12 protein-coding genes are annotated in these 16,935 nt (G+C 43.8%); all 12 read right to left on the bottom strand.

Going from position 1 to position 16,935, the window contains the following annotated elements; genetic code table 11:
- On the bottom strand, positions 1-783 hold the full coding sequence (locus AC58QC_RS06830; RefSeq protein WP_497414436.1) for an enoyl-CoA hydratase: 783 nt from the start codon (positions 781-783) through the stop codon (positions 1-3).
- A gap of 5 nt (positions 784-788) precedes the next feature.
- Positions 789-1,928: an acyl-CoA dehydrogenase gene (locus tag AC58QC_RS06825; RefSeq protein ID WP_497414684.1), complete on the bottom strand. Its 1,140-nt coding sequence runs from the start codon at positions 1,926-1,928 to the stop codon at positions 789-791.
- A 16-nt stretch (positions 1,929-1,944) separates the two neighbouring features.
- On the bottom strand, positions 1,945-2,289 hold the full coding sequence (locus tag AC58QC_RS06820) for an AtuA-related protein (protein WP_497414435.1): 345 nt from the start codon (positions 2,287-2,289) through the stop codon (positions 1,945-1,947).
- Positions 2,290-2,292: 3 nt separating this feature from the next.
- Positions 2,293-3,657, bottom strand: a complete 1,365-nt coding sequence (locus AC58QC_RS06815) for an acyclic terpene utilization AtuA family protein (RefSeq protein ID WP_497414434.1) — start codon at positions 3,655-3,657, stop codon at positions 2,293-2,295.
- A gap of 143 nt (positions 3,658-3,800) precedes the next feature.
- Positions 3,801-5,984, bottom strand: coding sequence for a glycosyl hydrolase family 95 catalytic domain-containing protein (locus AC58QC_RS06810; RefSeq protein ID WP_497414433.1), 2,184 nt, complete (start codon positions 5,982-5,984; stop codon positions 3,801-3,803).
- Positions 5,968-8,271, bottom strand: a complete 2,304-nt coding sequence (locus AC58QC_RS06805) for a glycosyl hydrolase family 95 catalytic domain-containing protein (RefSeq protein ID WP_497414432.1) — start codon at positions 8,269-8,271, stop codon at positions 5,968-5,970. The genes AC58QC_RS06810 and AC58QC_RS06805 overlap by 17 nt, the downstream gene beginning before the upstream one ends.
- The gene (locus AC58QC_RS06800) at positions 8,264-9,979 is read right to left on the bottom strand and encodes a right-handed parallel beta-helix repeat-containing protein (protein ID WP_497414431.1); all 1,716 of its coding nucleotides are present in this window, start codon (positions 9,977-9,979) and stop codon (positions 8,264-8,266) included. The genes AC58QC_RS06805 and AC58QC_RS06800 overlap by 8 nt, the downstream gene beginning before the upstream one ends.
- A gap of 185 nt (positions 9,980-10,164) precedes the next feature.
- Entirely contained in the window at positions 10,165-11,577 is a 1,413-nt protein-coding gene (locus AC58QC_RS06795; protein ID WP_497414430.1) for a carbohydrate ABC transporter substrate-binding protein, read from the bottom strand.
- Positions 11,578-11,584: 7 nt separating this feature from the next.
- Complete coding sequence (locus AC58QC_RS06790) at positions 11,585-13,234, bottom strand: response regulator transcription factor (protein WP_497414429.1); 1,650 nt, start codon at positions 13,232-13,234, stop codon at positions 11,585-11,587.
- Positions 13,235-13,240: 6 nt separating this feature from the next.
- Positions 13,241-15,031: a cache domain-containing sensor histidine kinase gene (locus AC58QC_RS06785; protein ID WP_497414428.1), complete on the bottom strand. Its 1,791-nt coding sequence runs from the start codon at positions 15,029-15,031 to the stop codon at positions 13,241-13,243.
- Between the two features lie 88 nt (positions 15,032-15,119).
- On the bottom strand, positions 15,120-15,935 hold the full coding sequence (locus AC58QC_RS06780; RefSeq protein ID WP_497414427.1) for a carbohydrate ABC transporter permease: 816 nt from the start codon (positions 15,933-15,935) through the stop codon (positions 15,120-15,122).
- Between the two features lie 17 nt (positions 15,936-15,952).
- Positions 15,953-16,861 carry a carbohydrate ABC transporter permease gene (locus AC58QC_RS06775; RefSeq protein WP_497414426.1) on the bottom strand — a complete coding sequence of 303 codons (909 nt, stop codon included), beginning with the start codon at positions 16,859-16,861 and terminating at the stop codon, positions 15,953-15,955.
- Between the last annotated feature and the right edge of the window lie 74 nt (positions 16,862-16,935).

The raw sequence follows: 16,935 nt of genomic DNA, 5'->3' as shown, positions 1-16,935 counted from the left end.
TTACTCCCCTTTAAAAATCGGGTGGCGTTTTTCTCGAAATGCTTGGAGCCCTTCCAGGCGATCCTTAGTAGGGATGGTTGCCTCATACGCCTGCTGCTCAATGGCCAACCCTGTTCGGAGATCGGTATCCACTCCTTTATCGATCGCGAGCTTGGCTTGAATGACAGCGATCGGAGCGTTTCGGGCAATCATTCCAGCTAATTCGATCGCTTTGTCCAGTACTTTACCGGCTGGTGCGATATATGCAACAAGTCCGATATGCAGCGCTTCGTCGGCTGCGATTCGTCTGGCTGTCATAATCAACTCTTTTGCCCGTCCAATGCCCACAAGCCTTGGCAATCGCTGGGTTCCGCCTGCCCCCGGAATAATGCCTAGGGACGTTTCGGTAAGCCCAAGCTTTGCTGTCTGGGCTGCGATACGGATATCACATGCGAGAGCCAGCTCCAGTCCTCCTCCAAAGGCCGCACCGTTGATTGCTGCAATGACCGGCTTAGGGAGCGCTTCAACCTCATTAATCGTTTCACGAATGAACGCAACAGCATGACGAACTTCCAGCTCATTCATTCCAGCGCGTTCTTTCAAGTCGGCACCTGCACAGAATGCTGAATCGCCTGCTCCGATAATAATCACACAGCGTACGGATGTATCCGATCTGCAATCGGCAAGCGCGGTTTGAAGTTCAGTCAGCACCTGCATGCTTAACGCATTTGCCGCTTGAGGACGATTCAAAGTAACGACCGCAATCCCTTGACCGTTTTTGGAGACCAACACCGAATTATCCATGTTCTTCACCTCAGAATTTGATTTGCAATCACCATCCGCTGGATCTCCGAGGTTCCTTCACCAATCTCCAACAGCTTCGCATCACGCAAGCTGCGCTCGACTTCATACTCTCTCATGTAGCCGTAGCCGCCATGAATTTGAACCGCTTGGTCGCACACTTTCATACACATCTCCGAAGCAAATAATTTGGCCATCGCCGCTTCCTTTTTAAATCTTCTTCCTTGATCCTTGAGCCAAGCTGCCTTATATACCATGTTACGGGCTATTTCAATATACATAGCCATATCCGCCAGTTTGAATTGTATTGCTTGAAAGGCAGATAAGCTGCTCCCGAATTGTTTGCGTTGTTTGGCGTATTGGAGAGATTTCTCATATGCGCCTTGTGCTATGCCAACGGCCATCGCTCCGATACCTATTCTCCCTCCGTCGAGAACAGCCAAAAACTGTTTGTAGCCATTGCCTTCAATTCCCAACAGGTTGTCTTTGGGAACGCGCACTTGATCAAGCACTAATTCCGTTGTATTGGAAGCATGAAGCCCCATTTTTTCATAGTTATCAAGTATGGTAAAACCAAGCGTATCCGTAGGTACGATAAAAGCACTTATTCCGTTTGTTCCTTTGGATTTGTCAGTGACAGCGGTCAGAACGAGGTTCTGCGCGTAGCTGGCATTCGTAATAAAACATTTGGAGCCGCTTATCACCCATTCATCTCCGTCAAGATCAGCAGTCGTCCGGGTTCCTCCCGCATCCGACCCAGCCTCCGGCTCGGTTAGCCCGAAAGCGCCCAGATACCCCCCCTTACATAGAGGAGTTAAATAATTGGCCTTTTGCTCCTCCGTTCCATATAGATGAAGAGGCGCTCCCCCCAACGAAATATGAGCGGAGTAGGTGATTCCGGTAGATGCGCAGACTCGGCTTAACTCTTCAACAACGATAGCAAAGCTTATTGTATCAGCACCTCCACCCCCATATTGTTCAGGGAAAGGAAGCCCCATAAGCTCGAGCTTTGCCAATTTCTCGAATATTTCCTTTGGAAATATTCCCGTACGGTCTCTATCAATGGCCCCTGGAGCAACCTCGGTTTCTGCAAAATGCTTAATCATATTTCGGATCATTGTTTGCTCATCTGTCAAATCGAAATGCATCATCTCCACAACCTTTCTACGTAAGACTTGGAGAGATTACTTCGTCCTCAATTTCGATTTCTAGTCGCATTAAATTGGATGCATAACATTTTCCGAGATTATCCATTCTCATCGATGCAGAACCGCCCCCGCCCAATGCCTCCTTGCACACAAAATTCATCGCTTGCAGGTTAGGCAATAAATAACGGGTAACTTCTCCATCAACTAATCCGGCAAAATGATTCTTTACCCGCTCTGCGGTTACTTCTCTCATCAGTACCCCGTATATAGCCGCATTTGGGGCAAATAAGGCAATATTTATCGTGTTTCCCTTATCGCCTGAACGCGCTTGCGCGACATACCGAAGCTGTATTCGGGCCATTGCTTACACCTCCAAGACGGTCACTTGAACCCCGCTCTCAATGATTTCACGCGGCACAAGACATGACCACATGCCAAGCAGCTCGCGCGGTTTCATCATCCCTAAGAATCCGCTCATGGCCGGAGGACCGCTTAGCATCAACGGCGGAAAAAGTCTGCCAAGCTTGGCTGCATCCTCCTTGTTCCTCGTACGTATGGCGATACGCAAATACACTTCATTCAGCTCTTCCTCCGGCAATTTCGCAAGCGGCCCGTGCAATGAATTGTAGCCGAGATAATCCGTTTGGATGTCGTCAGTTTGCAAACCTATTCGCTCGATTTGCTTACGTATAATGCGATCTGCGGTCTGTGCTTTGGCCAATGCATCGGGCCATGAATAGCCACATAGCGCTTGCCCGAGCCAGCCGTCCGCATACCCCATGACAACCTTCAGTTGATCGGGATGCTTCGTTCCACGAGCGCCTGTCACACGCACCCGGTTCACACCTATTTCCTCCAATTGAACTTCCGTCAGGTTCAATACAACATCCGGCGTCATGTAAGCGGACGGGTCATGAATCTCGTACAACAGCTGTTCCTTTACTGTATCTACGGAGACAAGCCCTCCCGTTCCCTCTAGCTTCGTAATGACAAATTCGCCATCTTCCCGGACCTCCGCCACTGGAAAGCCGATGTTGTCTAAATCTTTAATGGCCTGCCAATCCCCACTGAAATTCCCTCCCATTGCCTGCCCGGAGCACTCCATGAGGTGCCCCATCAGTATGCCTTGCGCCATACGGTTCCAATCCTCCTGCCCCCAGCCAAATTCATAGACTAACGGAGCAAGAAATAACGCGGAATCGGTCGTCCGTCCGGTTACGATTACGTCGGCCCCTTGCCGAAGCGCTTCCACAACGGGACCGATCCCTAGATAGGCGTTGGCAAATACCAAACGATCCCTAATGGATTCCATATTTCTTCCATCTTCCATATGATGTAGGGAAATGCCCTGTTGTTCCCAATCATCTAATCGATCCCGAACATCGTCGCCTGTGACCACTGCCACCTTCAGTCCTTCAATCCCCATTTCCCGGGCAATACGCAGTACCTCCTGCCCGGCTCCATGTGGATTCATTCCCCCGGCATTCGTCAGTATTTTTAATCCATTTTCTTTTACAAAAGGAAGCAGCTCATTCATCGTTCGTGTAATGTCTCCTGTATATCCCTTGGTCCGGTCTCTTTGCCGATCTTTTTGCAAAATGGCCAGCGTTAATTCTGCGAGACAATCGAAGCATAGATACTGGACATTCCCGTTCTTCGCCGTTTCAATTGCAGGTATAATGGAGTCCCCATAAAATCCTTGTCCTGCCCCAATTCGGATCGTTTTCATGTCAGCCCCCTACAACTCGAACTCATCCGGTACAGCCTTATAATCATTTTATGGGGGGGACAAACGTTTTTATTCGGCTTCTCCAAGAAAAAATGCCGAAAGCCCAGCGCTTCGGCAAGGTCTATTCAGCAAACGCGGCGTTACTATTCTAAGCTTGAATTTATACTTAACTTATACAGCTTCCCTGCAACCGTCTCAAAGGAAATGACATTATCAATGATTGAATACGCAATAGGATTCTGCTGAGTAAGATCCCACTCAACCACATAGAATGATCTACTCCCCCACGGATTCCAAACTCTGCAAGTTCTGCCCTTCTCACTTTCAATTTCGATATAATCAACCCCACCTTCCGTTAAACTGCTAGATACGAGAAAGGCTCCAACTGCTCGAAGATTTTCAAAGCGGGCATTCCTGCCATGAGGCCAAACGGGAAACAATCTTAGTTGGTGTTGATGGCTTTGCAAAAGTAATTCGTTAATGGCTGAGGGCACACCACTGCAACACTCAATCCCGCCGCCTCCAAAGAAAATAAACAAGTTTGGAAAACTGTGTTCAACACACTGAAGACGAAGCTGATCGAGAATCATTTCTGGACGATAACCAACTCTAGCGGCTGCCGTGAATATGGTTGCGAAGCCATTATAATCCGTCCACCGATTCATATCTGTTATCGTATTTCTTGCAATATCAAGCAGTTTTGGATCAGAAGAAAGCCCGATAGCGCCTGCGGGAAAGATGTGCTGAATTTCAAGCGTATTGTTAGTTGCAAAGCCGTATCCTTTTTCATTCAAACGAAACAGCTTCTTACCTTCTTTCTCATAGGTTGGAAAATCGCTTATATGCTCTAGTATGTGGGACCATTTCGCCCGACGATCTGCATCCAAGCCGAGCTCAGTGCTAATATCCAGAACGCCTTTAAAAACATATCGAATAAGTCCTAGAGAAAGGATCGGATTCATATCCTCAAATCCATGTGCCCAATCTTCGTGCTCGTGCGATTCGGTCCATACTTCAACTTCACGGACAGCATCCTTATAGATGATATATCGGTTATCCTCGAACTTCAGATAATCCTCCCAGAAATTAGCCACTTCTAAGAGAAACGGATACGCTATTTGCTCGGCATAATACAAATCATAGGTGTGATAAAACCGCATCAACATATTCACCGCACAATAAGAAGCATTGCTTTTTTGCCCGAGAAACATATGACCGTCTTCATAGGGGGTGTCGCAAAGTGCAGTAGGCAGCCCTTTAGGGCCGATCCCGACATCGAAATAAACACCTCGACAGCCCAAGTATTCAGCCGCATATTTCTGGGCAGTAGGCACATATTGCATAATTGGTGTGTCGAAAGGCATGGCCAGCTCAATATGATTAGACGAATAAGTTCCCCACCAAGGCGCCTGATGATTATAATTCAAATGATAATCCCCAGACCAGGCGGGTGTATCCGTTGTAATCCAATTTCCGAACAGTCCCGGTGGAAACTGCTTATTTCGACTGCAGCATGCCATGATATAATGTGAGCCATACCAGAATTTCTCTAGCAGCTCATCACCAATTTCAACAAAAGATTTCGACCAAAACTGCTTCCACCAGTTGTCATGCAACAACCGAATCGAAGATATTGAAGCCTCATTGATAGAAGAAATTCTACGTAGACTCTCATTTAAACAATCAACTGTATCATGATTCGTCATAATAGATACGGCAACTATTACTTTCTGACCCGCCTGCAGCACGAACTCATTACCAGTTTCCGAGAAAACATGCATCGATAGCATGCCTTTAGTTGCCCAATCCAAGTCTGTTCCGGAAAATTGGCGGCTTGCCCAGAAGATTTCCCCCTCCTGACCGTAATTTGTCTCCGATTCGTGACCGGACTGTACCCATAAATCAATTTTGACTGGTACGTCCTGCCCTTCGTTAACAAGCTCAACGATCAGCAAATTCTCTGTTGCAGCCACCCACGCACGCATCACGACCTTGAACTGATCAAGCTCAAAAGTTGAAGAAATTTCTGCTTCATAAATACGTTGTTCACAATAATACGAACTACCTGTCAGAGAAGGAATACTTATGTCTACTCCTCCTAGTAAACAAGGACTTCCATTCGGGAACATCCGTTTTGCTTTCCAAAAATCGTTTTTTGAGATCCAATATCTTTGCATTTCTGGCGCACCGCTAACGACCACACCTACATCGCCATTTCCGATAATCGGTCCGTCTACAACCTTATTAGATGGAACTTGTTCAGGCTGAGCTGTGAAAATCCCCTTGTGCCTAGAAATCGTATTTCTAGCTTCAAATTTTCGACTCACTAGCTACATCCTCTTTTCGTGTAATTCTACAAGACTCGCCCTTACACAATTGAACAGTAATTTCCATGCCAATGGAGGATTCGATACCACCGATCACTCCGTTTCGCTCCAGCGATAGCATTTCCGAATTGAACCGATTTTCTACCCTGTAGATCCCGTCGCACTCTGCGAACAGTTCTACGTATTGAAGCTGACCCGAAACTGCTCTGGCAGATATAAGAACACCCATTTCACCACGGAATCGGTGAAATTCGGCACCGTTCTCTAACCATTTCCTCGGCACAGCCGGAAAAGGCCGAATGACGCCATGATTCGTCTGTAGCAGCATCTCCTGTAGAGCATCCGCCGCAGCCATGTTTCCTTCCAAAGTGAACGGTCGATAATGCCATTGCGTAATCCCTGCTTTTTTATAGTCGCCGTTCAGATGGAAGCCATTAGGAGAGCACATGTATTCCCAAAATTGACTCAAATGATAACGGGCTGCTTCTCCATTTTCCTGTCGTGTGTACAGTGCGGCCATCCATGCGAATGAGTATCCACTCCATAACCCTTTACCGAGCTTTTCCAAATGAGCGATCGTATCATCGATGATTTGCTTATCACTTTCAGATCGTCGGTTGTCCATTGTTTGCAGTGGATATATCGCCATGGCATGTGAAAAGTGACGATGACTTTCTGCCAATGCCTCATCTGGACTAATCATCAGTCCCGTTTCATCAATGGCTAGTTCGGGCAGTCGAGCAAGAACTCCAGCCCACCGCTCCCTCTCTGTTTCTTTACAAAGCATTTCAGCCATTTGTTCCAACCTCGCAAATAAATACCGAAGTAAAGACAAATCATAATTGCTGTTCGGCGTCAACCAAGATCGTAAGCTGTCATCATGAATCTCTGGAGAGCTTGAGACAGGCAAAAGCAGTTTGCCATCCTCACCAGGATGCAACAAATCAAGCATGCAAGCGGCAGTCTCCTCCAAATACACATATGCTTTATTTTCTAGGAAACCGCGATCACCGGTATAGAGCCAATAGTGGTCAAATGCCTGACATAACCAGATTTGGTTCGTCGGGCTAAGCGAATACATCGGCCAGCCTCCGAGCGGTTTGCCGTCTATTGTCATGACAGATGGCAGGTTAATGCCTGACGTACCGAAATATGTTCGTGCAAACTCACGAGCGACGGGGCGTAAGTCCCAAAGGAAATCAATAAAGCTTTCACCTTCTTGCAAATGGTTCGCCTTCAAGTAATGCCAATAACTCAATTCCGTGTTTAGATCGTGATGATAATCGCCCTTCCACGGCGGGAGCAAGCCTTCATCTGCTGTCCATACCCCCTGCAGCGGCATCGGATGAGAGCCCTTACGTGAACACGAGCCGAACAAATAGTTCGTCAAATACCATTGTTTTTCAAATTCAAATTCCGAAAGGGTAACCGCGCTTTGCAGCCAGAACCGTTCCCACCATTCCGTGTGTGTTTGCAATGCCTTTTCAAATCCGGACTTCAACGCTTCTCGGACCTTTTGTTTTGCTCTCTCCAACCACTCATGGCCATCAAGGTCTGCCGCCACGACATATACCCACTCGATGTCTTGTTCTGTTTGTTGATGTTTGGCGACCACAATCGCATACTCTAAACCATGGTTTGTTTGTTGATGGAACCATTTCATTTCCCCGTCACTACCAAGCTCCGCACTTGGATACCCTAGCGAAGCTAAGGAAATATCGAAAGATGAACGTACATCTTCTCTTTGATTCACACAGCCTGTATAATCCGGTGGAACAAGCTCCAGATTCACTTGCTTTACGTTATCTCCCTGTAGTCGGATATATCCAAGCCCCGATTCTGCATGTAAAAAGCTCTCCAGCTTAAATGTCGCCCCTTCAACAAGCCATCTCACTTCCGCTTTCGCATCACGTACGCTCAACCGACTCTCCATTCGTTCCATGGGAGGTATACCGTTAAGCTCAATTCGGCCTGCAGGTAATTTCGTTGGATTCGGATACAATGAAAAGAAATCACTAAATCTGCGCGAAATTTCAGCCTGATCTTTATTTCGAACAAGTTCAATCAAATTACGATAAGTGAAGCCTTCATCCGATACCTCTGGAGCCAACCTTGTGTCCCATAAATCCCCACGATCTAGGCTAAGCCTAAGTGGTGATCCATCCCCCCAAACAAGACATCCTGTTAAACCGTTACCTAAGGGAAGCCCCTCATCCCAACGACGAATCTGCTCATGAAACAATAGATCATGCTTCTCCGTAGGTAATTTCCTAATTTGATTAGTCATTGTGCACCTCTTCGGCTATTCCGTTATACTTATTACTTTCAATCGTCACTTCACTACAAGCTGTTAAGTGAATTTTTGGGGTGTTATTCGTATCACTTATTACAATTTCATTATTCTTAAAACTTAAGCAGCGAGTACTTTTGGCTGCGAGTATCACTGCATCTCGTGTATGAATGACATTATCTTCGATTCGGATATTGCAGTGAACTGGAAAATCTACACTTACGTCCTTATTCTCTGGAGCGATATAGATAACGGGATTCTCGCTGTTCCCGCAATGAATAAACCGGTTGCCACGGATTGTTACATCCTTTACCATGCCGGATTCATACCAACTTTCAGCATCATTAGCAATGAGAATTGCACTCATGAACAATCGGTCAAATACGTTGTCCTCGATTGTAACTTTGCGTCTAGTGGTAACAAGTAATCCTCGTGTAGGCACGCGTGCAAAATGATTGTTTCTAATCTCCACTTCCGGCGTCCAAGTCACGTTCTCTACGACATCGTCGACTTCGATCATTTCTGGTAGAGTCTGCTCCAGCGTTAACAATATCTCCCTTGGATTTATGAGATCCGCTGACTTTACAGTATTACTTGCATAAACAGTTAGCGAACTAGCACTCACGAAATCAATTTCATCTCCAGGGAAAAATGCATCAAATCCGTAACTTTGTCCATGCATAAACTTTACCAACACTTGATTGGGAGCCAGTTTATCGACAATACGCAGATGTGTGCCATGCACATTGATTGCGTCATCGTGTGCGCCTTCAAAATGGCTATTCCTAATGACGACTTTCCCGCGACAACCCGAAAATTGCATGAAATCGGCAAAAGCCGCAGCCGTACGTCCGGTGACAGCGCGAGGCGACAAATTCAATCTATTGAAAGACAGGTTCTCGCTGAACTGGGATACGATTCCTAGACCATGCATATAGTGCATTCCTACGTTATTCCAAGTAATATTACGACTTTTGAGGATAAGCGCCCCTACCTGATCACGTAAACCATCACGAACTTGCAAGACCCGACCAATCACGGATGCAGGGGGTACATCGTAATAAAGTCTCAATCTAAAAGGTTCAAGTTCTTCGACATGATTGGCTGTCACGACCAGATTGTCTATGCGCCAAGTCGTATTTGTAAGCGGATCATATTCTTGCATAGGACCTTGATGGAAACGCCAGCCTTCGCCAACCCAGAATAGTTTTCCTTCCTCGATTACATACCGCGATGTAGGATGGACCTTGACTTCCATAAAGTTGCTTTCGAAAGCCGCAATGGTCATTTCCGCCATCGTCGGATGCTCAAAATCTGTATTTAGATTTCGAATTTCGATATTCTCACAATGATCCAATACGAACATCGTCTGTTTGCCATGGAAAATAAATAGCGATCTATTCCCCTCAATGATGACATTGCTCATTCCTCGTAATAAAATACCGATTGTCTTTGTTACATCTGGAATTTCATGTTCACTGGCTGTGTTCGTGATGTAATAAGGCACTTTGTCAGCTTGCTCTGAGTAAAAATCATACCGTCCTTGAGGGAATTCGAGTACAACGGGTTCATTTTTTGCGGAAATTGCCTGAATAGCATATTTCAAAGCGATCCCTGCATCTTCACCTGAATCTGGCATTACTCCAAATTCTGTCATACATAAGACAACATATTCTGAATTCACTTTTTTTTCTGGCCTTTGCACTATTCCAACATCCTTTCGAGACAACTATAGTAGACGGAATATTCAGAAAAAATAACACAGTCCGGTATAGTCTTTTTTCGCGAATATCATTACGTGTCAGCAGCACCGCGAAAGTTAGTGAAATAACCAACGCGTTTCTGCTGGCACGCCCAAGAGTAAGATAAACAAGCTGCGGTTCGAAGCCGTCATTCGTTAAGCTTCCCCTCTGATTTCGCAATCAGATTACGCAACTTGGCAGTTATTATCTCCACCCGATCCTGCCACTGCGCAACGGTCATTGTTTTGTTCATTATGCTCCCTATTGGATACCAAAGTTCCTGTTCAATAACTAAAGGTGTCTTTGGAGTCGTTTTCCATTGAAACATGATCGGTTTCACACCATTATCGAAAATTTTCATTGAATCGTAAAAAACAGAAGAAATATAAGGCTTTGCCATTTCTACTCCATTTTTCACAGCAATAATCCCGTTCGACTTTTGAGCATTCAACTTAATGATCTCGTCTTTATACTGATACCTCAGAAACTCTTTAGCCAACTCAATGTTTTTAGCTTTGGCCGGAATATAAAAATAATATAACTCAGTCTCAACATACTGTTGGTCCCCTGCATGGAATACAGGAGGTGCCATAAAGCCGAATTGAAATCCTTCTTCACGCGGAGCATCCTTCATTTCTTTCTCAATCCACATACTGCCCGGAATGAATAACGCTTTACCTTGGAGAAACGCGGTTTGAGATTGTGTATGGTTCATTGCGACCGTGCCAGGCATGAGGTAGCCTTTTTGCGCGATCGTATTGAACACTTCCATCGTCTTTGTAACCGCATTCGATTTAAATGCACCCACTTCATAATTTTTGGCCTTCGTCACAGCGTCAATACCTCCAGTAGAGGCAATAGTTGGCCAGAATATCGCTTCATTGTAACCCGGATACAAACCTTGATATGTGAATAGCGATCTTCCGTCTTGCTTCGCAGTTTCGCCGAGTGCCATGAAATCATCCCAGGTCTTGGGTACTTTCCAACCTTTCTTATCAAACAACGTCTTGTTGTAGATCACACCCAACGGGAAAATATAAGCTGGCGCATAGTAAATCTTTCCATCACCCAGTGGTTTTGCGTAGTCAAGAACACCGTCAATCAATTTATTCTTGAGCGGTGCATTTGTATCCAGGTCATTTCCTTCGAAAACATCGGTCAAATCGAGTAATCGTTTGTCTTTCATCATCGCTTGAATCGTGCCCGTGCCTTCATTTGGCGGGATATAAATGAAATCAGGCGGGTTGCCAGCAACAATTTGCGGTTTCAGCATATCCATAATTTTCGGACTTGATGTTAAATTAATTTTGACTCCAGGATAGTCTGCTTCAAAATTTCGCTTCACCGCATCCCAGTATTCCTTCCCTTGACCGCCTTCAAATACAGCCACATTCAATTCTTTATTGGCAAATTCTTTTTTCGGCTGTGCGAGAGAATGATTTGTCGAGCTTTCCAAGCTTGCTTTGTTGTTGTCGCATCCCGCTAAAAAAAACAGTAACATGGGTATGCTCATTAAAGCTGCCAGACGTTTAGTTGCTTTTATATGCATAAGTGTATTCACCTTCTTACTACTCCTTATTAGGAAACAACTTCTTTCGAAAATCCGACGGACTGAAGCCAACCGTCTTTTTGAATAACCTGTTAAAGTAAAAAGGATCATGAATACCTACGGTAGCTGAAACTTCCTTTACTCTTATATCTGGTTGTTTCAACAATTCAATTGCATAGTTGATTTTTAATTCATTGATGTATTGAACAATACTCTTTCCAGTATCCTGTTTGAACACACGGCACAAATAACTGACATTCATATTGACTTCGTTTGCTAGCATATCTAAAGTTACTTTATCATCCATACGTTCTTGCAAAATCTCTATCACTCTAAGTACTTCTTTCCGGCAGTTCCGACTCTTTACTTGCTGCAAGCGCAAGATAGCTTCTTGCAATGACTGTTCAACAGCTGCATGGAAACCTTCGAAGGTTTCCGCCTTCATGACCTGTTTCTTAAGAAACTCTGGTAATGTATAACTCGAATCTTTGGCTTGCCCTTCAAATGATCCAGTCATCCGCTCCCATTTCACGATCATGTTGTCCAAGTCCGTTAAAAGAATCAGAATCGACTGTTTTAAAACTAATGGCTCGCACATCACTTGCTTCATTTCCATCATGATCGCTGCAAGAGACTCCGTAAGCCGGGACACATCGCCCTCTTCGATTAAACTTTTTATTTCGTTCGACCATTCCATATTTTGGATTAGTGATAATGATGTCTGAAACTGTATGGAAGCAGCGACGATCACAGTGCCCGAACCGGTGTAGAAGGTGCCTGCCGCCGCTTGACAACATCGTGCAAACTGGTCACGAAGCTGAACCAAGCCGCTAAACGATTCACTCAATGCCACGCTAATGCTCAAATTTAAATATAAAGCCATCAATTGAATCAGGTTGTTAGCCCTATGCGACCAGCTTACATCATTCTTATCCCTGTCAACCTCATTTACGATGACGGCATAATGCCCTTCTCCAATTTCAACCAATTCAATGGCACTTCGATCGGAAATGGCCTCCTTGATAATATTCGCAACAGAGAAATTGAGCAGCTTTTTGTTTTTGATTTTGCCAGTAGACAAGGCTTCCTCATAACGATCTATCTTGACATAAATCAGATGTCCCTCCAGTTGATCTGGCGTTATGGCAATTTTCCCAGCTTCTTTCAGCACATCAGCCAAAAATCGTTCATCTTCTTGCAGCAGTTCGACCCACAAGTTATTCCTGTGTTGAAGCTGTTTCTCATTCAATTCGACTTTGATATGGAAATTATGATTCAGATGTTCCCGTTCTTTGGACAGCAGCTCTGTCGCCTTCTCTAAGACGGAGAGTAAATCGGTTGGTTTAAGTGTAACTTTCAACAAATAATCAACTGCACCAAGCTTCATGGCTTCACGGACTAATTCGTAATCACCATAGTTACTTAAAACGACGATTTTACCTTTGTATTCTCTTTCACGCAATATTCGAATGAGCTCCAGCCCATCCATGTTCGGCATTTTCAAGTCGGTGATCACAATATCAGGTCTGTTATTCTCAATCGCCTCAAGTGCTTGTAACCCGTCTGCAACCGTCCCAATTAGTTCAAATCCCTTTTCCTGCCATTTTACGATCGTGCTTAGCGCAATCCTTACAATTTTCTCATCATCAACAACCAAAACACGCAGCATTCTTCCTCACTCTCCGTTCGTGATCAAGTACGGGATTGTTATGTCGATGTCAGTTCCGCGATCAGGTTCACTAGAAATCTCTAAGCCGTAAGTATCGCCATATTGTAATATAATCCGTTCACGAACGTTTCTTATCCCTATATTGGATAAGCGATTAGTCGAAGGCTTTTCAGCAAAATCCAAAAGATTCTGAAGCTTTTCTCGGGCAATGCCCTTTCCGTTATCACTAACTCTTATCCGCAAATCATTACCGATTCTCTCTGCCGATATAATAATATACGGTTCTCTATTCAATCCATCCAGACCATGGATGATAGCGTTTTCCACAAGTGGTTGTAATAAAAATTTAAGCACTTGAGCATTCAACAACTCATCGGAAATCAGATACTTTGTTTGTAAACTAGTACCGTATCGGACTTGCTGAATGACCATGTAATTTGTAATATTGTGCAATTCATCCCGTAACGTAACTTGCTCATCCTTATGAACGATCGTGTTCCGCAGCAGTTCCGCTAAAGCGCCCAGGCCTTCACTAACGCTATCGGCCTGACTGAGTAATGCCGCCCATTTCAGCGAATTAAGCGTATTGAACAAAAAGTGCGGATTGATCTGGGCTTGCAGCATTTTCAATTCGGCTTCACGTTTATTACTCTGTTCTTCCTTGACCTTCTCGATCAATTTGTCGAGTTCCGTAATCATATCATTGAATTTATCGGAAAGGTGTCCAATTTCATCTTGACCTTCATCACGAATAACAATTTTCAGATTACCGTCCATGACATGATTTGCAGCCGTGTTCAATTTTCTTAGAGGTGAAGAAATGCTCGTAGAAATCAAAGTAGTAAACAAAAGTGCAAATACGAGACACACAACGATTACCAACACAATGGTCAGCTGGATATCCTTTGATTCTGCATCCAGATAGGCAAAGGGAATCAAACCAAACAAGTACCAATCGAGTACCTCGTCATGCACATAAGATGCAAAAAAACGTTCAGATGCTAACTTGATGCTGCCTGTTGATTGCGTCGGATTCATCCACGCACGTAACGGATCAGTTGAAGTCTGGAAATTCCCATTATGAAACATCGTGGATTGACCAGATAATATTTCACCGGATCCGTTCATTAAAACTAACTGGCTGCCTTCACCGAGATTAATTTCGTTAAAGGTCATTTGTGCAAAAATATTTTCGTCGATCCCAACAATTAAGTAACCAAGCGTTCCCTCTGATCCATCCAAGTTCGGAATCCGTCTCAAGAGGGCGAGACAAGATTCCCCTCCTCGTGTAGAACCGTAAGTCCATGTATCAATTTGACCGTTCTTCTGATTAATTTCCTTGAGCCTTACAAAATCTTCATCTTTCAGCATGCTATATCCAAAATCATATAACACACGGCCGTCAGCCATTTGAATTTGCAAACTCTTAATGGTAGACAGTATCCAGAAATTGTTACCCAACAAAGTTTGATCAATATAGACTTGCAGGTTACTTCGCTCAACTTCACTCATTTTATCAAAACTAACCAGGCCGCCCTGAACATCTTTATTAAGCATGATTTGGTCAGCGAATGTTTCATAATTGCGCACTTCGTCACTGATTTTATTTTTTAGCATTTGCAAGATTTGAAAAGAATAAGTGCTCGTTTTGGAACTTATGGCCTGATGTGATTTGTTATATGCTATGATGCCTGTAATCCCGAGAGGTACAATAGAAATCAACAGAAATGAAACGATCAGCCTAGTATGTACACGTGACTTCCTTGATAGCTGAACGAGTCTATACCAATAGCTCATCGAATACTCCTTCTTTTGCGGGTTGCAAATTCACTCATTTCTCTACTTTATCTTATTATCTTATTATCTTACACTACCGCCAATTTTCCTAGCCCTTAACAGACCCTATTGTAATGCCTGCAACGATTTTTCTCGAGACAAGTACATACAGTAGAAAGGTTGGTAGAAACACGATCATAGATGCTGCGAAAATTCCAGAGTAATTCCCTGAATTCGTAAATCCTTGAACGATCGATTGAAGCGCAAGGGCAACAGTATGTCTTTTAGGATCATTAGCAAAAATCAATGCGTAGAAATAATCATTCCATATGCCCAAAAAGTTAAAGATCGAGACCGTTATTAGTCCTGGTTGTGCGATTGGCAAAATAATCTTGATGAACGATTTAATCGGACCACAGCCATCAATGGCTGCAGATTCCTCCAATTCCTTTGGAATGGAAGAGAAGAAACCGGTTAGCAGAAACACACCGAAAGGAACGTTTGTAAAAATATAAATAAGAATTAACGTAAAGATCGAACCCGTTAGTTTGAGTTCAATGAATAATGAGAATAAAGGAATAGAAATTAATAAACTAGGGATCGAAAGTGCGGATAGGAACATCAAATCGACTATTTTTCTCCCTTTAAACTTAACTCTTCCCAAGATATAAGCAGCAGGAGCTGCAACTGCGAGAATACCGATACAAGCTGCACTTGTGTAAATCGCGCTGTTCATAAAGTAGCGCAACATATTTTGATCTTTAAACAATTTGGTATAATTGGAGAAATGTACACCGCTGCTAAAAAGCGTATTTGAAAATATTTCTCTTGTCGTGCTTAATGATGCTAATATGGCATATCCAAAAAGGACAATCGTAAATAATAACCATGCATAGAGCGGCATATAACGAAGTTTACTTGCCATGATGGTACCAGACCTCCTTAGTATTCTAAAGTCTCTTTGCTGAAAAGTCTGTTAATAAGTGCGGATAACACGAGAATGGAAAGCACAATAATAACACCAACGGTTGCCCCAGACCCAACATTGAACAGATCTTTCTGATAGACGGTTGTATCTCCGCCAAAAACTTTTAAATACATATAATAACCAGGTGTCATTGTGTGTGGATCCTTACTTCCGAATGTGGCCGACCAAACAAAAAAGTTAATGGCTGTAATCGTCCATAGCACCAAGGTAGTACGAAATACATCTCGCAGAAGAGGCAGTGTAATGAGGAAAAACTTTTCAACTGCTGTCGCACCTTCCAATACGGAAGCTTCATAAAAATCAGCAGGAATTCTTTCAATTCCAGCATTTAAAATGATCATAAAGTAACCAATTGAACCAAAGCAGTAAGCTACTAACATAGAAATGAACAAATGTTGATCATCCGTCCATTGGATATTCGCAAGGGTAGTTAGACCAATCTTTTGGAATATTGTGGTTAAGAATCCAAAGCTTGAATTGAAAATGTACTGCAGCCAAATAACCGATAAAACAACGGCTGAAACGGTATTGGGAAGAAAGATAAGGGACCTCCAGAAACTCTTCCAACGAACGCCCGAAGCGATAATAACAGCAAATAGAAATGCAAAGAAAAATATAATAATTCCGCCAAAAATCCATATTTTAAGAACGTTCCATGCTGAACCTATAAAGTACGAGTTATGAAGAAGGTCGTTGTAATTGTCCAGACCAACAAACTTCCATTCTGCCATCTTGCTAGAGATCGTTGGGATATTATAGAAACTCATCATAACTGCCCTAACAGTTGGATACAGAAAAATGGCAAGATAAATGATGACTGCCGGCAGCAGGAAAAGTGCGATAATCCGTTTTTTAATTCTCATGTCATGCGCCCCCAACATAATCAATTCCATATTAAAAATGAAATCTATGTGCAGCAATCAATCTAACTGCTGCA

Source organism: Paenibacillus sp. J22P51 (assembly GCF_059692215.1).
The sequence above is the reverse complement of the archived record's forward strand: the minus strand, read 5'-3'. Positions and strand labels throughout refer to the sequence as shown.